Origin of the sequence: Fulvivirga sp. (genome assembly GCF_040218215.1) — a bacterium.
GTDB lineage: Bacteria > Bacteroidota > Bacteroidia > Cytophagales > Cyclobacteriaceae > Fulvivirga.
Map to the genome: position 1 here is coordinate 96251 of NZ_JAVJQL010000002.1, position 22447 is coordinate 118697.

At 39.7% G+C, this 22447-nt stretch carries 13 protein-coding genes; 5 read left to right on the forward strand and 8 right to left on the reverse strand.

Translation table 11 applies throughout. From position 1 onward, the window contains the following. Nucleotides 1–4 precede the first annotated feature (4 nt). From RIB54_RS00535 to RIB54_RS00565, 7 genes are all read right to left on the reverse strand, one after another. Nucleotides 5–1153: an aspartyl protease family protein gene (locus RIB54_RS00535; protein WP_350098750.1), complete on the reverse strand. Its 1149-nt coding sequence runs from the start codon at nucleotides 1151–1153 to the stop codon at nucleotides 5–7. After that, nucleotides 1150–1830, reverse strand: a complete 681-nt coding sequence (locus RIB54_RS00540) for a DUF2306 domain-containing protein (RefSeq protein WP_350098752.1) — start codon at nucleotides 1828–1830, stop codon at nucleotides 1150–1152. The genes RIB54_RS00535 and RIB54_RS00540 overlap by 4 nt, the downstream gene beginning before the upstream one ends. A 126-nt stretch (nucleotides 1831–1956) precedes the next feature. Beyond that, nucleotides 1957–2817, reverse strand: a complete 861-nt coding sequence (locus RIB54_RS00545) for a LytR/AlgR family response regulator transcription factor (protein WP_350098754.1) — start codon at nucleotides 2815–2817, stop codon at nucleotides 1957–1959. Between the two features lie 406 nt (nucleotides 2818–3223). Continuing rightward, entirely contained in the window at nucleotides 3224–4630 is a 1407-nt protein-coding gene (locus RIB54_RS00550; protein WP_350098756.1) for a sugar porter family MFS transporter, read from the reverse strand. 23 nt (nucleotides 4631–4653) lie between these two features. Then, nucleotides 4654–5496 carry a glycoside hydrolase family 16 protein gene (locus tag RIB54_RS00555; protein ID WP_350098758.1) on the reverse strand — a complete coding sequence of 281 codons (843 nt, stop codon included), beginning with the start codon at nucleotides 5494–5496 and terminating at the stop codon, nucleotides 4654–4656. A gap of 1 nt (nucleotide 5497) precedes the next feature. Next, the gene (gene bglX, locus RIB54_RS00560) at nucleotides 5498–7765 is read right to left on the reverse strand and encodes a beta-glucosidase BglX (protein ID WP_350098760.1); all 2268 of its coding nucleotides are present in this window, start codon (nucleotides 7763–7765) and stop codon (nucleotides 5498–5500) included. Between the two features lie 232 nt (nucleotides 7766–7997). Next, nucleotides 7998–9206, reverse strand: coding sequence for a BaiN/RdsA family NAD(P)/FAD-dependent oxidoreductase (locus RIB54_RS00565; protein ID WP_350098762.1), 1209 nt, complete (start codon nucleotides 9204–9206; stop codon nucleotides 7998–8000). 92 nt (nucleotides 9207–9298) lie between these two features. Here RIB54_RS00565 and RIB54_RS00570 point away from each other — a divergent pair, with 92 nt between their 5' ends. Beyond that, nucleotides 9299–10915 carry an ABC-F family ATP-binding cassette domain-containing protein gene (locus RIB54_RS00570; protein ID WP_350064217.1) on the forward strand — a complete coding sequence of 539 codons (1617 nt, stop codon included), beginning with the start codon at nucleotides 9299–9301 and terminating at the stop codon, nucleotides 10913–10915. A 37-nt stretch (nucleotides 10916–10952) separates the two neighbouring features. On the opposite strand, the gene RIB54_RS00575 is transcribed toward RIB54_RS00570, so the two are convergent. Continuing rightward, on the reverse strand, nucleotides 10953–13793 hold the full coding sequence (locus RIB54_RS00575; protein WP_350098764.1) for a triple tyrosine motif-containing protein: 2841 nt from the start codon (nucleotides 13791–13793) through the stop codon (nucleotides 10953–10955). Nucleotides 13794–13990: 197 nt separating this feature from the next. On the opposite strand from RIB54_RS00575, the gene RIB54_RS00580 reads away from it, so the two are divergent. From RIB54_RS00580 to RIB54_RS00595, 4 genes are read left to right on the forward strand one after another with little or no spacing between them, the layout of a single operon-like run. Further along, complete coding sequence (locus tag RIB54_RS00580; RefSeq protein WP_350098766.1) at nucleotides 13991–17113, forward strand: glycoside hydrolase family 2 TIM barrel-domain containing protein; 3123 nt, start codon at nucleotides 13991–13993, stop codon at nucleotides 17111–17113. Between the two features lie 10 nt (nucleotides 17114–17123). Next, nucleotides 17124–18581, forward strand: a complete 1458-nt coding sequence (locus tag RIB54_RS00585) for an Ig-like domain-containing protein (protein WP_350098768.1) — start codon at nucleotides 17124–17126, stop codon at nucleotides 18579–18581. Nucleotides 18582–18607: 26 nt separating this feature from the next. Next, complete coding sequence (locus tag RIB54_RS00590) at nucleotides 18608–19432, forward strand: glycoside hydrolase family 16 protein (RefSeq protein ID WP_350098770.1); 825 nt, start codon at nucleotides 18608–18610, stop codon at nucleotides 19430–19432. Between the two features lie 23 nt (nucleotides 19433–19455). Next, nucleotides 19456–22386 carry an immunoglobulin-like domain-containing protein gene (locus RIB54_RS00595; protein WP_350098772.1) on the forward strand — a complete coding sequence of 977 codons (2931 nt, stop codon included), beginning with the start codon at nucleotides 19456–19458 and terminating at the stop codon, nucleotides 22384–22386. Nucleotides 22387–22447: the final 61 nt, after the last annotated feature.

The following is a 22447-nucleotide window of genomic DNA, read 5'->3' on the forward strand; positions in this document are numbered from 1 at the left end:
AATATTATCTAATGTTTAAAAAAGTGCCATTCATTTTCTGAACCTTCAAGCTATCCTGGTCAATAAGTTTTCCCACATTCATCACATAATCGCAGTGCGAAGTGAATAAGTCTTTTGGCTTTTTTCCATTGACAGAAAGTAAGGTTTCTCCTAACCGGAGCGGTAAATCAGGCGAGGTACGGCTTACCACCCAAAGCGAGTCATTTTGAACAGCGACTAAAAAATTGTGGGAAGGAGCAATTTGAACTTCCTTTTGCTTTTGAAGGTGAATTTCCTTTGTGTCATAATTTATTATCACTACAAAATGCTTCAAAAACTCATTGCCCAAAAGCGCCTTGTTCAGGGAAGAGAACTCGACAGGTATTTTCGCTTTAACCCCGCCAACTTCTACTGTCAAATTCTTGACTAATAGTGAATCGGCATTGGTACCGTAAATTCCGGAAGTAGATTGGTCAAGGATAATCTTAGAATCGACATTGCTAAAATGGCTTGCCAGGGATAATGGCAAAACCAAACCGCCATTAAAGCCCACATCAAACAAAACATTTTCCGCTTTTTTACCTTCAACTTTCAGACTGATTTGTGGCGTGCCTGAAAGTAACGGACGGTCAAAAGGTAAGCGATAACTGCTTTCTTCAACTTCAAAAGGCGTATCAGAGAAGTGTAAGAGTTGGTTTTGATAGTCTATTTTCCAGTGCGCCAATTTGATCAGGTTAGCCCCGATAATGCCGCTTGCAGCAATGCAAGGGCTGGCAGACGCAAGCCCATAGTTAAGTTTTCCTGCGCCAATGTTATAAGCCGTTGTTTCTCCCAACTGTAAAGAGTCAATCCGCACCACCTCAATTTTTTGGCTGAGGCCTTGGGCTGTGCTATTGGTTTTTTCAGTGACCACCTCTAAACCCAGCGCATTAGCCAGGTCATTTTCTACCTTGCTGTTAAATGCCCCCGTGTCGAAAATAAACTCCCGCAGCGCGGTGTCTGAGTTTAGTCTTGCTTTAACAACAATTAGCTCCTTGCGCCATTCAAATGGTATTGTCTGCACATAATGCTCTCTACTGATTTTCGCATCAGTAAGTAACTTGACATTTTTAAAGTACGAGCAGGAAGCAGAGAAGAAGCTCAAAAAGGCAATATAAACTATGCGGTTTTTCATTTGTTCAGCGGTTTTGCAAATGATTTTTCTATTCGGTTAGTCCAAAAAATCAGCAGCGGAATGCCAATAAGCGAAGGCAGGGCAAACGCCAGGAAAGGATTCATTAGGTCAAATCGGGTAACCATTGTTGATAAAAAGGCGGTGAAGGTGGCAATATAGCCTCCCATCATATTGCCTATATGAGCGGTGTACCAATGGTAAGCTTTGGTCGGCCGCTGTATAAATGGCTTTAAATTGGCATAAGAGATCAACAAACCACCTACCCCAAAACCCATAGAAAGCAGTGCCCCGGGGAGGTTGCTATTTCCTCTAAGCAGGTAGTACATTCCTATTCCAATAAAAATAATATTAGCAACGCCATTAATGATTCCGGCTGCCCAATCGTACCACTCAGGGTTTTGGTTTTTGTGTAATCCTTTAAGTTTAAGAAATCGCACACCCGCGAAAACACTATAATAGCTTAAGAAAGCGATAAGGAATAAAAACCGATTGAAGCGAAAGCCGGCCACGATGATTCCGGTGATAAACACCAGCGTCATTGCCCAAAAATAAATGCTTCCGGATTTGCGGTGCAACTGCTTCCCTTTATTACTAAGAATTGATACTGCTCCGGAAAGTAAGGCGATGCTGCCTACCAGTATGTGTACATACAGTATGTTTTGAATAATTTTTTCCATCAGGGTATTTTGTAAAATTTGATGGGGCAAAATTGAAGTGAAATCAACCCAATTAATCACCAAAAGGGTACTTTGGGAAGTATTGACCCTTATTTGGGAGGAATGGGAAGGTTTGGAAAAAGGAAGCTAAGGTTTATGCTGAAAAAGCTGAAGCAGCGTTTCAGATTTACCACGGGACACCGGAATTTTTTCTTCAATATTCGCTAACGCCAGCTCGAAATTCCGGGCATTCCCTTCTACTTTCTGAATGTGATGCAAGTTTATCAGGAACCGGTTATGGCACCGAAAAAATACTGAAACTGAAAGTTGCTCTTCAATGGCTTTAAGGCTATTTCTGATAAGCTCCTTATGTATTTTTTCGTTTTGACGATAAAACACCTCCACATAATTCCCTTCGGATTTTACAAAAAGCAAATCCATAGGATCTATCTGCAAAGCGATTTTCTCATTCTCAGCAACTAATACCGCTTTTGCAGGGTGATTAATTTTATGAGTTTCTTGCGCCACTGAATGCTGTTTTTTAAGCAGTTCTTGATTCAATTGCTCTGCTTGTCGCCTTTGTATTTTTTGATAGTGATTTTGCTCATAAAGCACCAATATGAGCACGGGAAAAAAGCTAATGGCCAAAGTTCTGACCACTACCAGATTGAATATATTGAGCCAATTGGCTTCTGGGTTGAGTATCAAAAATAAAGTGAAGATTACTATGGAAATCGTGACTAGCACAAAGAGAATGAGGAAAATCTCCTTATTTACCGTCCAGTTTTCTTCAATGGTATTTTGAAGTGCTCTTTTCACTAATAAAACAGTAATTAAAATTGTCGATCCAACAAGCACTGCAAAAACTGCACTCCAGAGTATTAACTCTTTGTTTGTGAAGGTGCTGAATTCAAATGGCCGCAAAATAAGCAATACCATAAAGGTGACAACCGATGGAATGAGAACACTGTAAACGTTAAAAATAAAAGGATGAGGTTTGTTTAACATGCTTTAGATTCTCGTTGACCAGTTATTTGTGAGCAGTTGTTTCGAATATTGTCCTGCAACAGCATACATGACTTGCTGCTATTTTTTCAATTTTCAATTTTCTAAGCTAAGAAATTTTAGAAGGATAATGATGTCAGGCATAATTTGATATATCGCTTCAACTTAACATTAGTTCAAACGAATCGTCATGCCGGAAAAATCAGCTTTATTTTTTGTAAAAGCTGATTTTATCCGGTATCTCCAAAAGAGAATGGGGAGATCCCGGACAATTTTATTCCTTTAAGAAACATAGAAATAAAATTTCCGGGATGACACCTTGGTACGTGTATTTTATCCCGAACTCGCTTTAACATAAAAAAGCCCGTGAATTGCTTCACGGGCTTTCAAATTTTATCTTCTTAATCAATTAAGACTCAATCTTACCGTATTTCTCTGCCCAAACACCTTCAAGTTCTTCCAAACTCTTGCCTTTGGTTTCAAGCACGTATTTCTTGGTAAATATAATCAATATAATGATACAAATGCCAAACACCACATAAGGCATTGATTTGTTCCATGGTCCGGATACGTTGGCCTCACTTTCCGCCATAATTGGGAACATTTGAGAAACCAGGTAGTTACCACCCCACTGTACCGCTACTGCTATAGACATGGCAGTACTTCTTACACTGTTAGGGAACATCTCTGCTAATAACACCCAGGTAACAGGCCCCATACTCAAAGCAAATGAGCCAATAAACATCAACACCCCTATCAAGGAAATGACACCTACCTGATTAAAGTACAATGAACCACCAAGGAGGATAAAGCCCAGCAGCATACCATAACTACCAAATAGTATCAATGGCTTTCTACCCCACTTGTCAACGGTGTACATGGCCACAAAGGTAAAACCGAAGTTAACGGCTCCTAGCAAGATCTGCTGTGCCAGTACGTCTTCCTGACCGTAACCCAATGCTTTTTCAAAGATGTCACCACCATAGTATAACACGGCATTGATCCCCGTAAACTGCTGTAATAGAGACAATGCAGAACCAATCAATACGATAGGTAAAACAGCACTCTGCCAAACAGATACTGTCTTAGCTTCTGAGTTGGCCTCCCTTTTAAGTGAGTGTTTGATCTCCTCAATTTCTTTCAGAGCAGCTTCAGGCTCATGCAGTCTGTTCAATACTTTCAAGGCTTCCTCTTCTTTGCCTACCATCATAAGCCATCTCGGGCTTCGAGGTATAAAGAATGTTAAAACAAGAAATAAGAAACATGGGATAAGTTCAGACCAGAACATCCATCTCCAGCCTTCAGAAACATTTTCTTCTGGTGTAAAATTGTTACCAATAAAATAGGTAGCTAAGAATACCACAAAGAAACCAGTTACAATTGCCAGCTGATAGAAGGAAACCAACACTCCTCTTCTATCCTTAGGGGCGATCTCAGCAATGTAAGTTGGAGCAGCCATAGACGCTAAACCGATACCAATACCACCAATGATTCTGAAAATTACCAAAACAGTGATTGTTTCTGGAAGTACAGAAGGCATACCTGATCCCCAGGCAGAGATGGTAAACATAAGGGCTGAGATGATCAGACTATTTTTTCTACCGATAGTTTTGGTCATAAAACCAGAAGAAATAGCCCCTAAAAAGCAGCCAACAAGGGCACTACTCACCACCCAGCCTTTCATGGCTGACTCGAGCTCGAAGTATTTGCTAAAGTAAAATTGTGTACCGTTGATTACGCCTGTATCGTAACCAAACAAGAGCCCTCCCAGGGCCGCGACTGATGTAATCAGTATAAGTAATCCGTTTTTAGACATAGTATAGTGTAGTTAAGGTTAAGTTAGTTCTTATAAATTCGGACATAGTCAATTTCCATACGCTGAGGCCAGATGGAGTCGTCAACTCCGTACTTACCTCCCCAGTTGCCTCCAACAGCAATATTTAGCAACAGATGAAATTTTTGGTCAAATGGCCACGCTTCAAAACCCTGCCCATTGTTAGTAAATATATTATAAATTTCACCATTCACCATGAACTCTATTTGATCAGGGGTCCAGTTGATAGCATAAACGGCAAATTCCTCAGCAACCGTTTTTATTAAAACAGAGTCGCCTTTTTGTGTGCCGATGGAATGATTAAACGCTTTGGTATGAACGGTACCATGAACATTGCCATGGTCATAGCCTACATGCTCCATAATATCAATCTCACCACTTTCGGGCCACCCGCCATATTTCCATTCGGTCGGTAGCATCCATATCGCGGGCCACGTACCTACACCAGAGGGTAGTTTTGCCTTCACTTCTATTTTACCATATAGCCAATCACCCTTATTCTTACTTACAACCCTAGCAGATGAATATGGCTTGAGACTGTCGGCACGGTCTTCATGAACCTCAATAATAAGGTTACCATTTTCAACTCTAACATTTTTTGAATCTGAAGTGTAATATTCTAGTTCATTATTGCCCCATCCACAAACATTAGGGCAGCCATCTCCAAGATCATAGCTCCACTTTGTAGAATCTGGAGCGCCTGAATAATTAAACTCATCTGACCAAACTAAACCGGCTGCATTCTCTTCAGTAGTTGTTTGACTTTCTTCACTTGATTGCTTCTCAGCACATGAAATAACCATTAATGCACAAATGCAGACTAACAATATTTTAACAAATGTCTTCATACTAATTCAATTTGAAAGTTGCAGTTTGAACATCTGTCGAGTTTGTGCCAACAAACACCTCAAAATCACCGGGCTCAGTACCGAAAGTAAAATCCTTTCTATAAAAGGCCAGATCTTCCTCACCTATTTCAAAATCAATCTGAACACTTTCTCCCGCTTTAATCATCAACTTTTTAAACCCTTTTAGCTCTTTAACCGGTCTGGTGATACTGCCTACAACATCTCTGATATAAAGCTGCACAACCTCCTCACCATCAACATTGCTTGTGTTTTTCACATGGATAGAAACCGTAATTTCCTCGCCCATATTCATTTCATTTTTACTTAATGAAACCGGAGAATACTCAAAAGTAGAATAGCTTAAGCCGAAACCAAATGGATATTGCGGGCTGTTCTCAATGTCCATGTTATGGCTATAAAATACCATTCCAGGCTCTGTAGATGGCCGGCCAGTCATTTTGTGGTTATAATAAGTAGGGATCTGCCCTACTGATCTTGGGAAAGTCATTGGCAGTTTACCAGAGGGGTTATACTTACCAGTAAGCACATCAGCAATAGCATGACCAGCCATAGAACCTAAATGCCACGCTTCCAAAATAGCAGGAATGTTCTCCGCCTCCCACTGTAGCGTCAAAGGGCGTCCGTTCATCAATACCAGTACAATGTTTTTATTGACCTTGTAAACTTCCTTAAGCAGCTCTAACTGAAGGCCAGGAAGGCCAATCTCCGATCTGCTTCTGGCCTCACCAGACATATAAGCTGGTTCACCAAGATTCATTATAACCAGTTCGGACTTTTTAGCTACTTCTACCGCTTCCTTAAATCCTGACCTGTCACTATTTTCAATTTCGACTTCATGTGCAAAATCATTGGCACCGATAGACAGTTTACACCCTTGAGCGTAGCTAAAATTAACATCAGGTAATGCTTCGGTTAAACCTTCGTAAAGTGAAATTGCAGATCCCTTTTCGCCCTGGGCTCTCCAGTTGCCAATTGGCGAGTCCTTATCCTTGGCAAGCGGACCTATTACGGCTATATTTTTTGCTTTTAAAGGCAACAGGTCACCTTCATTTTTTAGAAGCACAATTGATTTTCTTCCAGCTTCACGAGACAGTGCTAAATGCGTAGGATTCAAAAGCACTTCTTTTTCACGATCTTCATCAAAGTATTTATAAGGGTCATCTAATAAACCTAAATCTTCCTTAAGCTTCAGTACTCTTCTTACCGCGTCATCAATTAAAGATTCATTGATGGCTCCACTCTCTACAAGTTGCTTTAAATTTCTGATATATGTATACCCTTCCATATCAATATCAGAGCCTGCTGTAATAGCCATTTGAGCAGCCTCTGCGCTGTCTTTAGCAACACCATGTGGCACTAATTCAGCAATTGATCCCCAATCAGATACAACGGCACCATCATAAGCCCATTCTTCTTTCAATAAATCTTTAAGAAGATATTCATTTGCCGTTGAAGGCACACCATCGATATCGTTAAACGCATTCATGAAAGTGGCTACACCAGTCTCTGCGGCAGCTTTAAATGGAGGCAGTATTGTATTTAACAATTGATGCTTGCCTAAATAAACGTTATTATAATCCCTGCCACCTTCAGAAAATCCATAACCAGCGAAGTGCTTAGCACATGCTGCTATAGTGGCCACATCAGAAAGATCGTTGCCCTGAAAACCTCTGATTCTAGCCTTGCCTATTTCGGTACCAAGGTAAGTATCTTCACCAGCCCCTTCCATTACCCTACCCCATCTAGGATCTCTTGAAATGTCCAACATAGGTGCAAATGTCCACATTACACCAGCGGCAGCAGCCTCCTTGGCAGCTACAGCAGCCGTATTTTCCATAAGTTCCAAATCCCAAGAAGCGCTTTCACCCAAAGGAATAGGAAACATGGTCTTATAACCATGAATAACATCATATGATGTAATTAGTGGTATACCTAATCGAGACTCTTCAACAACAAACTTTTGAGTCTCTCTCCCATTTTTTGCTCCTAGTAAATTTAGAACTGACCCGACTTTACCATTTTTTAAATGGTCGTACTTAATTTTATTAATCCCTTCCTTCGCCCCCGGGCCTGTAAGTTCAGCTCCAATAGAGTATTGATTAAGCTGACCAATTTTTTCATCTAAAGTCATTTGCGACAATAGATTTTCTATTTTATTATTTTTCACTGGTTCATTGGTTTTTTCACAATTTGTTAAAAAAAGTGAGGTGCTCAGAAAAAGTGAATAAATGACTGAATTACCTTTCATAAATTAAGTTTACAGAATACAACCAATTTCAAACGATTGCATAAATTTTTAGCTTTAAATTTTCAATTTTAGTATGAAGAAAAATTGCGACAATTCGCTAAAAATGCCTTTTTTTAATCTAATAAGAAAGGTTTTGAACAAAATGTAGGAATTATTTTAGATATGCTTCTGAGGAATTTTGCTTCCAATTAACTTCAAACGATTGCACTGGAAATTACCAAATAACACCCAACTATTTTAACTTCCCTGCAATCCATCCGGTGGTCCAGGCAGCTTGAAAATTGAACCCACCAGTAATGCCATCAATATCCATTACTTCACCCGCAAAGTACAAACCTGGTACTCTCTTGCTTTCCATGGTCTCATTATTGATGTCTGAAAGTGCTACGCCACCGCAAGTAACAAACTCCTCTTTGAAGGTTGTTTTCCCTTCTACCTGATAAACATCGTTCAGCAGTACATTAACGAGCTTATTGACACCCTTCTGCCCCATTTCTCCCCAGATGATGTCAGCCCTCAGGCCTATTTTAGTCATCAAAAACTCCCAGAGCCTAGATGGTATGCCAAAGGCATTTTTATTAGCCACCATCCGCTTATGATGGTTCTCCTGCATCTCATTAATCATTAACCTCAGGTCATTTTCAGATTTATCATCCGCCCAATTCACCTGAATTTTAAACTTGTAGCCCAAATCACTAAGCTCCCTGGCTCCCCAGGCAGAGCTCTTCAGAATAGCCGGTCCGCTCATGCCCCAATGTGTAATAAGTAGTGGGCCAGTCTGTTTCAGTTTGGTACCCTGCACTTTAACGGTAGCCCTTTCAACAGCCACTCCCATTAGTGCTTTTACTGGTTCGTTGGGCATATTAAATGTAAAAAGCGAAGGCACCGGTTCCTTAATTTCATGACCCAGATCCTGCAACCATAATAAACCCTCCAATTTCGGAGAACCACCTGTCGCAATTATTACCTTTTCATAAGTGAATCTCTCATCATCGTTGGATACCAAATCAATCGCACTTTCTTTGGGCTCTATTTTGGCGACCAATTGCTTCATATTAATGCTAATGCCCAACTGACTTGCTTGGTTCATAAGGGCATTAATTATGGTTTGAGAATCGTCAGTTATTGGGAACATCCTTCCATCGTTCTCTGCTTTCAATATCACTCTATTGCTTTCAAACCAATCTATGGCATCTTCAACGGCAAACTGACTGAATGCATTTCTTAGAAATTTCTCGCCACGTGGGTAATGAGCAGCTAATTTCTTATTGTCAAAGCATTGATGTGTAACGTTACATCTACCACCGCCAGACACCTTTACTTTTGACAGAAGTTTGGAGCCTTTTTCATAAATTACAACTTCAGCTTTTGGATGATGCGTTTTACAAGATATGGCCGCAAAAAAGCCTGCTGCCCCGCCTCCTATTACTGCTACTCTCATTTACACTGGTTTAAATAATCCACCAAAACTAAGGTTTGTTTACTTAAGGAAATTAAAAATAGTACCTTTGCAGCCAATTTAAATGAATTACAATGCTTGCAGTACAAAATCTTTCACTTCAGTTTGGTAAAAGGGTATTATTTGATGAGGTAAATATCAATTTTGCTCAGGGCAATTGCTATGGTGTTATCGGTGCCAATGGAGCTGGAAAATCTACTTTTTTAAAAATACTTTCTGGCGAAACGGATCCTACTTCAGGGAAAGTGAGTATGGAACCGGGCAAAAGAATGGCCGTATTGAAACAAAATCACTTCGAGTTTGATGAAGTGACTGTTTTGAATACTGTATTGATGGGACACACCAAGCTTTGGTCCATCATGCAAGAGAAAGATGCTATCTACATGAAGCCCGACTTTTCTGAAGCCGATGGTGAAAAGGCGGCTGAACTGGAAGGTGAATTTGCCGAAATGGATGGATGGAATGCTGAATCAGATGCCGCTGCTTTGTTAAGTGGCTTGGGCATAGAAGAAGTGCATCACCATTCTTTAATGAAAGACATTAGTGGCAATTACAAAGTACGTGTATTGCTGGCTCAGGCACTATTTGGCAACCCTGACATTCTAATTCTGGATGAGCCTACCAACGACCTTGACATACATACGGTGTCCTGGTTAGAGGATTTTCTTCTCGATTTTAAAAACACAGTGATTGTTGTATCTCACGACAGGCACTTTTTAGATACAGTTTGTACCAATATTGTTGATATTGACTTCTCAGCAATTAAGGTTTATACCGGTAACTATTCATTTTGGTATGAGTCCAGTCAATTGGCATTGTCTCAGCGTTCTTCTTCAAACAAAAAGGCGGAAGAAAAGAAAAAAGAACTTCAGGAATTTATCGCCAGGTTCAGCGCCAATGCTTCTAAATCAAAGCAAGCTACAAGTAGAAGAAAATTATTGGATAAGATCAATATTGAAGACATTCAACCTTCTACAAGAAAATATCCCGCAATCATTTTTACACAAAACAGACCAGCCGGAGACCAGATTCTGGAAACATCTGGATTGACAAAAACTGTAGATGGTAAAACTTTATTTAAAAACCTTGACTTCTTTGTAAACAAAGGAGATAAAATAGCTTTTTTAAGCAAAGACAGCTTGGCTACCACAGCGCTATTCCAAATTCTAATGGGTGAGATGAAAGCTGACAAGGGTACTTTCAAATTTGGCCAAACTATTACTACAGCTTATCTGCCTAACGAAAACGAAAAATACTTTAAGTCTAATGACAACCTCATAGATTGGTTGAGACAATTCTCTGAAGGAGAAAAAGACGAAGTATACATTAGGGGCTTCTTAGGCAAGATGCTGTTCAGTGGTGAAGAGGTGTTTAAAAAGTGTAATGTACTTTCAGGAGGTGAAAAAGTCAGGTGTATGGTTTCAAAAATGATGTTAGCTGGTGCTAACCTTCTAATTTTAGACGAGCCAACGAACCACCTTGATCTGGAGTCAATTACTGCATTTAACAATGCATTAAAAGAATTTCCTGGCACAGTGCTGTTCACATCACATGACCATGCCTTTACACAAACAGTGGCCAATAGAATCATTGAAATAACACCTAATGGCCATATGGATAAGCTTTGCACTTATGATGAGTACATCTCAGATGAGAAGTTTATGCAGCAGCGTCAGGAAATGTATGCCTGATGCAGGCTTATGAGCTAGTCCTGAATCCAAGGGTACTTTAGTACTCCAAAATAAATTTTGACAAGTTCTGATGTGTCTCTAGGTTAAACTTTTTACGAAGCCTGTAACGGGCTACTTCAACACCCCTTAAAGAAATAGCCATTAAATTGGCTATTTCTTTAGTGTCCATCTTTAATCTTAAAAAGGCACAAAGTTTCTGCTCGCCAGGGGTTAAATCAGTAAATTCATTAGTAAGCCTTGTTAGAAAATCGCCATGTACGCGGTCAAAATGGTATTCAAATTGCTGCCAGTCTTCTTGCAGCTTCAATGTTTTATCAATCTCTTTTACTATTTTCTCCAATGCCTGTCTCCGTTCGGAAATTTCTGCTTTAAGGTTGACCTCTTTCAACTCTTCTTTTATATTCTCCATGAACTCATTTTTTACTACTAGGTTCATGGTTGAAGCCGCAAGCAAATTATTCAAATGACTCAATTCACTCTGCACCTTTTCGTCTTTCAGCCTTTGCAATTCAAGCTGCTTTTCTGACAGTTCCTCTTTTCTTACCCTGTCAAGGTTGGCTTGCTTGCGCCTGTAATACTGCCTTTGAAATTGATAGATTTTAATCATTATTAATACTACAATTATGAAGTAAATGAACTTCATAAAACCAGTCCGATAAAAAGGAGGCTCTACTTTGATATGGAAAGGTTGGCTGGTAATATGCTCTCCAAAGGAATTAAGGGATTGAACATAAAATTCATAGTCGCCCTCTTTTAAATTTGTGTATTCTTTAATAGTGGCATCAGTCCATTCACTGTAATCCTTATCAAAACCTTTTAATAAGTATCTGAATTTTCTATCACCAATATCTTTGAATTTAAAGGACTCCACCATAAACTGCAAAACCCTGATCCCCTGTGTTATGGTTAAGCTATTTTTAGTTTCACTCTTATTTTCAAATGGCAAACGCTCGAATAAAATACTATCATCATCCACTACATATACCCTACTAATCAAAGGTTCCTTAATGGTTGACAACCTATCCTCCAGTTCGCTTTTATAATTGATGAAACCCTCATTGGCGTTGAACATTACCCCATCTTGAATATTTACCGAGACATTTAGGAGGTCATTATTAAAGGAATGTCTTAACTGAAACAATGAAGAAGGTACATATACATAATTATTAGAACTCACCTGTTTGTAAAACCCAACATTATTTTCTGTATAAATATATATATTCTTGTTACTGCCCTGAACCAATAAATACACCCATGACTTCCCTACAACCTCTGAAAACATCTCAGCTTCAACAATTTGATCTTTGACTTGATCAATAAGATAAATGCCCCGTTCGGTTGCAATGTAAATATCATTATCTATCCTGCTTAGAATTATGTGATCTTTGATGGGCAAATCATATCGATCTGATACTTTTTCAGCAATGGCACTTTTTAAATCGGCATTCAACTGCAATTTATAGAGCCCTTTATAAAACTGCCCTACCCAAATGCTTCCAGAATTATCCTCTTCAAAAAATTTACTGGATTCTGAGAATCCTTTTATCCGTTGAACTCCTTCCAGTTCCTGGTTTTCATTGATTCTGAATAAATATAAACCTGAATATGTGCCACCTATAGCAAACTTAGGATTGGATTTTAATTGTTTAACATTCCATATACCATTAGTTGCCGCTATGCGCCTTGCCTTACCTGCTTCCAAAAGGAACAAACCAGTGTGGTGTCCAGCATATATTCTATTCAATATTTTTTGAATACCATAGGAAGGGCCCTCTGTGCCCTGAAGAAATGTGCATTTACTTTCGCCATCAGGCAAAAAATATATACCATTAGAAGTAGTGTAGTAGATACCTTCATCACTTTCAAATGCCTCATAACCACTGCCTTGCAGATCAATTTTTTGATTAATCAACCGCATAGGGGAATTTATGTCAACCAGTGCCATTCCATTTTGCATTCCAACCCAGAGATTTCCTGAATTATCCTGAAATGTTCGCAAACAGGCATTGCCTTGTAAACCATCTTCTACAGTTATATTTTCAATTTCATCTGTAATAACATCATATAGATATAACCCCGACCTTTGTGTGGCAATTACAAGCCTGGTGTCAGAAAGCTCAGTTACATGATTAACATATTTACCTTCAAGCGCTGCACTTAATTGTGGCAAATCGTCAGTAACACCAAAAGACGATGCAAATTCAATTTCACCTGAATTGTAGAAAACAAGGTAGCCATTATCTTTAGCGATCAAGCCAGAAACAATTCGGCCTGCTTTGTTCTGAGCATAGGCAGGTGACAAATTACCTCCTTTAATTTCAAAAAGTTTTCCCTCAGAGTTTTGAGTAAATAATTTGCTGGATAAATGAAATGATCTGTTAAACCCAGTCTCATTAACAATTACATTTATTTCACGGCCATTGTAAATAAAGATGCCTTGAAAAGTACAGAAGTAGACAACATTATCTTCTATAAACACATCCCAGACCTCATCGAAATCCCTCAGGCCAGTAGGAATTTTCTCAACCAATGAAACATAATTCCAATCATTGTCAAAGTATCCAAAGTCACCCTGTGAGCCTACATACAATCTGTTGTTCGTTTCATCAAAGGCAAGTGACCTCTGTTTCTTACCTGTCCGGTAGGCATGAATTTCCCAATCATTTCCATTAAATGATAAAACACCAAGGTTATTGGCCACAAAAAGGGTCATGTCCCGGTTTTGAGCAAAATCGATATTCTGAATACCTGCTTCATAATCGGCTGGCGAAAAGTTTTTAATTGGGTATTTCCCAGTTTCGGCAAAAGTTGACGATGCAAGCAACAACAGCACTATATGTATGATAATGGACTTGTCAATGATGTAGTAATTATTCATATGCAAACGATTTTAAAAGCCTCTGTGACAACTTTGTAGTAGTGAAATTAGGAAATTGACGTAGTCTATTTTTGTGTAATGATGGTAAGATAGTACTTATTTGGGTTAATTCTGAATTGAAATATTTTGCGATAGCTTTTAATGCTGAGCGAGTATACCAGTTAAACCAAAACAGAAAATCGAAAATCATTTCCAATATGAAACACATTTATCTACTAGGGGTTTTCCTTTTAATAGCTTCAATTTCCAAAGCGCAATCCAATCAAGTTAGCGTTGAAAAAGATAACAGCGGAATGAAGCTAATTGTTAACGGTGAAGACTTCATCGTTAATGGCGTAAACTGGGACTATGTTCCCATAGGCAGTACCATTACCGACCCGGGTATTTGGAGCAGGCCGGATGATATTATAATGTCTGCATTAGATGCAGAAATGGCCTTGTTGAAAAACATGGGTGTCAATGCTATTCGTACCTACGACCTAGCACCCAAATGGATCACTTATATCTATGAAAATTATGGTATTTATACAATGCTTAATATCACCTTTGGTGCGTATGGCCTAACAATTAATGGTGCATGGACACCACAAACAGATTATGCTGACCCTGCCACAAGACAAGTATTAATGGATGAAGCACGTAAAATGGCGGAGACTTACAAAGACACTCCCGGCTTACTGCTATACATGATAGGTAATGAGAATAATTACCACTTATCCTGGACTGGTGCGGAGACTGAAGCAATTCCTATTGAAGGTATTGATTCTAATAAAATTAAATCAGCCAGAGCACTATATAAGGCATTTAACGATGCTACACTTGAGGTGAAAAAAATTGACACCTCTCATCCTGTGGCCATATGCAACGGTGACCTTTTATATCTCGATTTGGTTAAGGAAGAATGTACTGATATAGATATTTATGGCACAAATATGTATCGTGGTATATCATTTGGTGATGCTTTTCAGCGCGTAAAGGATGAATTAAATTTACCAGTACTCTTTGCTGAGTTTGGTGCAGATGCTTTTAACGCTAAGGACAATCAAGAAGACCAATTCACACAAGCTTACTACGATGTAGGTAACTGGAGAGATATTTATGAAAATACGGCCGGTCATGGAAAAGCTGGCAACTCTATAGGTGGTTTTACCTTCCAATTTTCAGATGGCTGGTGGAAATATAAGCAAACAGAAGATTTTGATGTTCATAATACGGTAGCTACATGGCCAAATGGAGGATATTCCAAAGATCAGGCTCAGCCTGGCGATAATAATATGAATGAAGAATGGTTTGGTATCTGCGCCAAAGGGCCAACTGACTTCAGAGGTTTATATACGTTGTACCCAAGAGCTGCTTACTATGCACTAAAAGAAGTACACAACATCAATCCTTATGCGGTCAGCACAGAATTCATGACTGACTATTTTGACAATATTCAATTAATGGAAGCTGTCCTGAAAGCCCGTGGATCTACTCCAGGCGGTGCTGGAGACAAATTAGGCATAAGCGAACTAAGGGCTGAAATATCAACATTTGTAACTGGTGGCAGCTTAATCACAACACCTGAAAGTCCGGATCCTAATAATCCGGTGTTCCCAAACAAACAGGGTTTTGACAATATGGAGTCCTACTTCATAGGGTTTGAAGCCAACCCTTCTTCCAATGTTAGTGCTAATGTATCCTTAAACGTGTTGGGAAATGTAGCTCAGAACCCAATAAATGAAATTTTTTATGAAAATAGAGGTCGCCCACAGACATTTTTAACAACAAATGGAAATGTTACAACTCCAGCTGATAGGGTATCGGTCTATCAAGCTGAATATTCATGGAATCATGAGTTGTTTAATTTAAAAGGGTTTTATAGGACTGGTCATTATCACTGGGGATATGAAGGTGATTTCTTTGGGCTGTATCCTGAAGCCAATTATGGCCCTAACATAGATATTTACAATGGTTTAGCACCTAACGGTATTGAGGTTGAGGGCAAAAAAATGCTCAAAGGGTTTAAGTTGGCGTATGGCCGCGAACTTTGGTGGGGAGCCAATCCAGCTTTTTTACTAAAATATTCCAGAACCGTTGCCGGAGTTGATTTAACAGCCATTCTTCATGAAGATATAGATGATCCGGGAGCCGCAGTCAGTTCCATTGCCGTACCCCAGCCTAGAACCCGAAGGTTCACCCTTCAAGCGAAAAAAGAAATTGGCAAGCTGACTGTAGAAGCTGGCGGTATTTGGGGTGGACAGCCTCTGGTAGATAGAGAGTTCCAGATTGTAGAAGAAAATGAAGGGCAATATCAGGTTTTTGTTGACCGTGTACAAAATAAAGATACCTGGGGTGGTAAAGTCAAAGTAACTTATACCCGTGGTAATATCAACTGGTATGCACAATCATCGGCCATGGGTCTTGTGGCCAATGGAGGCTATGACCAAACTCAAACTTTTACCGGCTGGCGGTTAAAAGATACCGGAAGTGGTAATCAAAATAACTTTTTAACTGGCCTCACCTATCAGGTTGGCAAAATACAGGTAGCACCTAACTTCTTGTGGCAGAAGCCACTGGTAGACCCAATGCCCGGTGATGTTGGTGGCCCTGGTAGATTAAGGAATATCCTGGACGATCCTTTTGTTGTTCGATCCAACAGGGAAACCATAGGTGGGGAACTGCTGCTTACATTCGACCCAACACCGGCTACATGGATGTACTCATGGGATAATGACAGAGTGGAGGACTCAAAAATAGCAGCAAGTGTTGGAGTCGTATATAGACACCTGCCTACATCGCAGGATGCAGCGGTTATTTTCCCTGGTACGGGTAGGGTTCCTAGTGCTGCAGATGGTGCACCACCGGCTTTGGACTTATGGGAAGTGAATACCAGAATAGTATCTAAAATAAATCCGGAATTGGGAGTAATAGCCAATTTATATGGTGGTAACGGGCAAGCCAATGGACCTGATGCCAGAACAATTGAGCGATTTGGTGGTGACCTAAGGGTGATCTATAAAACAGTTAAATTATCATATCATCTAAAATTCAATGACTGGGGGCCATTTGATTACCATAGGGATTTTAACCTGACATACCCTATTCAAATAATGGCTGACATTTCCACAACTGTAGGAAAACAAGAATGGTTTATACTGCCCAGCACAACGCTAGGTGCCAGGTTCATTTGGAGGTCATTGGATGAAAATTCCCCAAGATATGCCCCTAATGTTGTAGCAAATGAATTTGATACCGCACCACGTGTTAGTCCTGTCGGGTTTCCGGACGGAAATGAGTGGGAATTAAGAACCTACATAAGTGTAAATATTGGCAAATAAATAATTAGACATGAGTAATCTAAAATCAATAAACATTAAATTTTTAACTCTTTTTTGCCTTTGCATTATTCTTAGCACAGGCTGCGAGAGAGAACTTTCGGATGAGGCTGAATTTGCTACTTTTCCAAAGGTGGGTGCAATATTTACAGATACCCCTGTGGGACTAGGAAGTAACTTTTATTTTCCTTTTGGCCCTGGTCCAGATAACCCTGTTGGTTCCAAACTTGACGCATTTTCCGTTGATGGTTCTGTAAGTTATGAAGGCTCCGCCTCAATGCGATTCGATGTGCCCAACGCTACTGACCCTAATGGTAATTATGCCGGAGCTATTTTCAGAATTGATGGTAGCGGGAGGAATTTGACTGAATTTGATGCAATGACATTTTGGGCAAAAGCATCACAAGCAGCAACTATTAGCGAATTTGGATTTGGGGTCGACTTTGAAGAAAATAAATATCAGGTAATAAGTCAAAACTTAGAATTGACCACAAATTGGATAAAGTACACCATACCTATTCCAGATCCTTCCAAATTGGTAGAAGAGCGCGGCATGATGACCTATTCTGCCGCTCCAATTAATGGTTTGGGATACACTTTCTGGATAGACGAATTGAAATTTGAAAAACTTGGCACTGTTGCCCAACCAAGGCCAGCTATTTTTGATGGTGAAGATAGAATAGAAGAGACATTCATAGGAAACAGTTATACAATTAGTGGCCTTACCCAAACATTCAATTTAGAATCTGGTTTAAACCAAACGGTGAGCGCTTCTCCTGCCTACTATACATTCAGATCCTCCAACCCTGAGGTAGCATCAGTAAACCAATATGGTTTCATTTCTGTGATTAGTGCAGGCTCAACGGAGATAACAGCATTATTAGGTAACGTCAAGGCTAAAGGTTCTATGAAAATAGAATCAGTGGGTGAATTTGTTTCAGCCCCTACTCCTACTGAAGCCGCCAATGATGTAATATCCATTTTCAGTGATGCCTATACCAATGTACCTGTTGATTTTTATAATGGATACTACGAGCCTTTTCAAATTACTGAGGGTCAAGATGATTTGGTCATCAACGGAGACAACATTATCAAATACACCAAACTGAATTTTGTAGGCATAGAGTTTAAAAACCCAACTATCGATGCCTCTGAAATGACCCACCTGCATATCGATATTCAAATTGAAAAATCAACCATTTTAGCTGAAGACTTTATTAGAATAGAGGTGGCTGATTTTGGACCAGGCGGCACATTTGGTGGGGGTGATGACTCTAGTGGCAGTGTTACTATTACCAGTGCAGATTTAGTTGGTGGCAGTTGGATAAGTCTGGACATACAACTAAGTAATTTCTCACTAACCAGTCTAAACAATTTGGGTCAGTTGGTTTTTGTCACTGATGGATCGGCTACAGATTTCCCTGGCACTATAACAGATCTTTTGGTGGACAATATTTATTTATATAAGTAATAATTCAATCAATGAAGTTTAAAACAATGAATAAATTGAATATACTATCAGTAAGGAAATTGACTAATATTTCTTTCTTCTTATTGATAACGTTGGCTGCAATTAGCTGCGAAGACGACAATCAAACCGTAGTTAATTTTGAGCAACTGGTCGTTCAAGATGAGTTCGATTCAGATGGGATGCCTAATAGTGATATTTGGAATTTCGATATAGGAACAGGTATTAACGGATGGGGCAATAATGAACTTCAATATTATACAGCTCGGCCCGAAAACATCCAGGTTCAAAATGGTTTTCTAATTATAACTGCCAGAGAAGAATCTTACCGGGGCTCCAATTACACATCAGCTAAAATATTAACAAAAGGCAAAATAGAGCAAACATATGGTCGGTTTGAAGCACGGATGAAACTCCCTTGGGGACAAGGTATGTGGCCGGCATTTTGGATGCTTGGTGCTGACATAGATGTAAACCCATGGCCAGGAGCTGGAGAGATGGATATAATGGAATATCGTGGTCAAGATCCAACAATAGTGCTTGGTAGTGTGCATGGCCCCGGGTACTCAGGCGGTGAGGCCGTGACTAAAAGCTACACCTTACAAAACGATCGCTTCGATACCGGCTTTCATGTTTTTGGTATTGAATGGGGCTCTGATTTTGTCAATTATTATGTTGATGATGTCCTTTACAATCAAATAACACCCGCAGATGTACCTGGTGAATGGGTGTTTAACAAGCCGTTCTATTTAATTATAAACCTTGCCGTTGGCGGAACATTTGTTGGCTCCCCCAATAATGAGACGGTCTTTCCCCAGACAATGATAATTGACTATGTAAGAATCTATAAATGAAATCAGCTTTAAAAATTAATACAATGAAATTAATACTTAAAAATATAAAAGCCGCTTCCGTTTTCACCATTATGCTTTTTATTGCAGGATGTGCAGATGATGATGAAAACCTACCTAAAGTTGAAGCCAATTTCACCTATACCATCAACGACAATACCGGTATTGTCACATTTTTAAATACAACTGAAAATGCCAATAACTACTTATGGGACTTTGGAGATGGTCAAAGCTCTGAAGAAATTAGCCCTGTAAAAAAATACAATAATGGTATTTATGTAGTCACGCTGGCCGCATCAAATGTGGCTGGAGGTTTTGGTTCATTTACTGACACCCTTAACATAAAGATCAATGAACTAATATCTCTACCTGCCAACTTTGATGACCCATCTACAAATTATAATGCAACTACTTTTAGTGGTGCAGAATTTCAAATTGTTGATAACCCTGACCTATCAGGAAGTAATACTACAGCTTCCAGAGTAGGTGAAATAAGAAATAACGGCACTGCATTCGAAGGAATTTTCTTTAACCTGAAGAACCCCATTAACCTTGCTACTCAAAAAAGCATTGGCATGAACTTTTGGTCCAACAAACCGATCGATGTCCTTCTCAAGCTTGAAGAAGGTAGTGCAAGTACCGAATTTTCAACAAGGCATAAAGGCACCGGCTGGGAGACCATCTATTTCGATTTCATCACAGATAGTGAATTTTCAAAAATGACACTCTTTGTAGATGCACCAGGCACCAGCACAGGAACATTTTTTATAGATGACATTTTTCAAACTGAAACACAATGCTGGGAATCGGACCTACTATTACCGATTAAATTTGACTGTGAAGGAACTGCCTATATAATGGAGACTTTTGGTGGTGTGACATTTGAAGTTATAGCTAATCCAGAGGTTTCAGGCATTAACAACTTGGAGACCAATGTTGGTCAAATGGTTAACTCAGGTGCTGCTTTTGAAGGAGGAGCATTTTCCTTGGATGTACCTATCGATTTTTCTGAGGCAGAAGCTATTTCGCTAAAGCTGTTTTCTTCAGTTGCTGTTCCGGTTCTATTAAAACTTGATGGCAACAGTTCAATAGAGGCATCAGGAAATCATAGTGGAACAGGATGGGAAAAAATAACTTTTGATTATAATACTACCCAAGAGTTTAACCAATTGACACTATTAATAGATCCATCAGGTACTACATCAGGCACCTTCTATATTGACGACATCATGTTAAGTGCACCAAATGATAAAATACCACCTGTCATTACTTTAAATGGTGCGGCAACTATAAACCTCAAAATTGGACAAGAATTCATTGATCCAGGAGCAACCGCTTTAGACAATGTTAGTGGTGATATATCATCAGATATTGTAATTGGTGGCGACAATGTTAACACCAGTGTAGCCAGCACTTATGTAATCACCTACAATGTATCAGATGAAGTAGGCAATGCAGCTATTGAAGTCACTAGAACTGTTGTAGTCACCGCAGATACAACAGCCCCTGTCATAACGTTACTTGGGGAAGCAACCTTTAACATCTTAATTGGTAGCACTTTTACAGATCCGGGAGCCACAGCAACTGACAATGTTGATGGCGATATTTCCGAGAACATTGTTGTTGCTGGAGATGTTGTTGACACCGATATTGCAGGTACATACACCATCACTTATAATGTAAGTGACGCTGCTGGAAATGCGGCAACTCAGGTAACCCGCACTGTCAATGTATCAGCCACAGATACAGTAGCACCAGAAATAACACTAATTGGCGATGCAAGTATCAACATTAATTTAGGTGATTCATTCACTGATCCGGGAGCAACCGCTTCTGATAATGTGGATGGCGATATAACAGCTAATATTGTAGTAACAGGCACTGTTGACGTAAATACAGCTGGAACATATACTCTTAATTATAATGTAAGTGATATCGCTGGCAACGCAGCGGATGAAGTAACCCGAACAGTTATTGTTTCTGAAGCTACATCGAATGACAACTTATTGGTCAATGGAGACTTTGAAAATGGTACTGAAGCATGGTATGGTGAAGCACTTGATGTCCGCACTGAAGGAGATAATAGCTATAGTTTTGTGAATGTTGCATCAGCAGGCAATCCGTTTGACGTCAATATCAGTCAACTAGTAGAGCTAACGCCCGGTGAAAATTACACCTTAACATTTGACGCCTCATCTGACGGAAACAGAACTATGATTGTGGGAATAGGGCAAAGCGCAGATCCCTTTTATGCAGATACAGAAACCGTAAACCTCACCACGGATACGCAGACATTTACTTTAGAGCTTTCTGCTATTGACGATGGCACTAGTAATACATTTGGTGACGCAACCAGTCGTGTATTATTCGATATGGGTGCCGATGTTGGTGTTGTAGTTATTGATAATGTTACATTAACTGTTGGAGGTTCAGGCTCAGGTGGTGGTGGTGACGTTGGTGATGGAATCCTTACCAACGGAAATTTTGAAACCGGTGATGCAACAGGCTGGTCATTATTCGCAAATGGAGGAACAGCTGAGTTGGATAATACTACAAATAATGGCGGCTCATTTTCCGGAAAATTGGCTACCAATGGTGCCAGCAACCCCGGGTTTAAGCAAGAGCGAGTAGGAATTGGCACTGTTCAGGCTGGTGATGTGGTACAGGTAAGTTTCGATCATATTGGTTCTGCAACAGCTCCTGAAGGCGGGGTTTTTAATGTGTTACTATTTGTTGAACGGGCAGAAGGTGAACCTGGTGATCCTATTACACATATTTTCGATCCACGCCCAAGCTTGTCAGGTACCTGGTCAACATTTACAGCCACCTATACTATACCTGGTGGCGCTAGTGTAACTGGTGGACTTTCTATTCTGATAGAAGCCGTATGTGGCGGAGCACCTGGTTGCAGCGTTTCAGCCAATATAGATAATGTATCTATAGTGTTAAACCCATAAAATCATGAGGGCAGGCATATTTTTATACCTGCCCTCATTCTCTATTAATTATCCATAAATC

Excerpts from the sequence above, each read along its gene's own strand:
- RIB54_RS00540 (WP_350098752.1), bottom strand. The coding sequence starts at position 1,830 with ATGGAAAAAATTATTCAAAACATACTGTATGTACACATACTGGTAGGC.
- RIB54_RS00545 (WP_350098754.1), bottom strand. The coding sequence starts at position 2,817 with ATGTTAAACAAACCTCATCCTTTTATTTTTAACGTTTACAGTGTTCTC.
- bglX (WP_350098760.1), bottom strand. The coding sequence starts at position 7,765 with ATGAAAGGTAATTCAGTCATTTATTCACTTTTTCTGAGCACCTCACTT.
- RIB54_RS00550 (WP_350098756.1), bottom strand. The coding sequence starts at position 4,630 with ATGTCTAAAAACGGATTACTTATACTGATTACATCAGTCGCGGCCCTG.
- RIB54_RS00585 (WP_350098768.1), top strand. The coding sequence starts at position 17,124 with ATGAGTAATCTAAAATCAATAAACATTAAATTTTTAACTCTTTTTTGC.
- RIB54_RS00535 (WP_350098750.1), bottom strand. The coding sequence starts at position 1,153 with ATGAAAAACCGCATAGTTTATATTGCCTTTTTGAGCTTCTTCTCTGCT.
- RIB54_RS00555 (WP_350098758.1), bottom strand. The coding sequence starts at position 5,496 with ATGAAGACATTTGTTAAAATATTGTTAGTCTGCATTTGTGCATTAATG.
- RIB54_RS00575 (WP_350098764.1), bottom strand. The coding sequence starts at position 13,793 with ATGAATAATTACTACATCATTGACAAGTCCATTATCATACATATAGTG.
- RIB54_RS00570 (WP_350064217.1), top strand. The coding sequence starts at position 9,299 with ATGCTTGCAGTACAAAATCTTTCACTTCAGTTTGGTAAAAGGGTATTA.
- RIB54_RS00565 (WP_350098762.1), bottom strand. The coding sequence starts at position 9,206 with ATGAGAGTAGCAGTAATAGGAGGCGGGGCAGCAGGCTTTTTTGCGGCC.
- RIB54_RS00595 (WP_350098772.1), top strand. The coding sequence starts at position 19,456 with ATGAAATTAATACTTAAAAATATAAAAGCCGCTTCCGTTTTCACCATT.
- RIB54_RS00580 (WP_350098766.1), top strand. The coding sequence starts at position 13,991 with ATGAAACACATTTATCTACTAGGGGTTTTCCTTTTAATAGCTTCAATT.
- RIB54_RS00590 (WP_350098770.1), top strand. The coding sequence starts at position 18,608 with ATGAATAAATTGAATATACTATCAGTAAGGAAATTGACTAATATTTCT.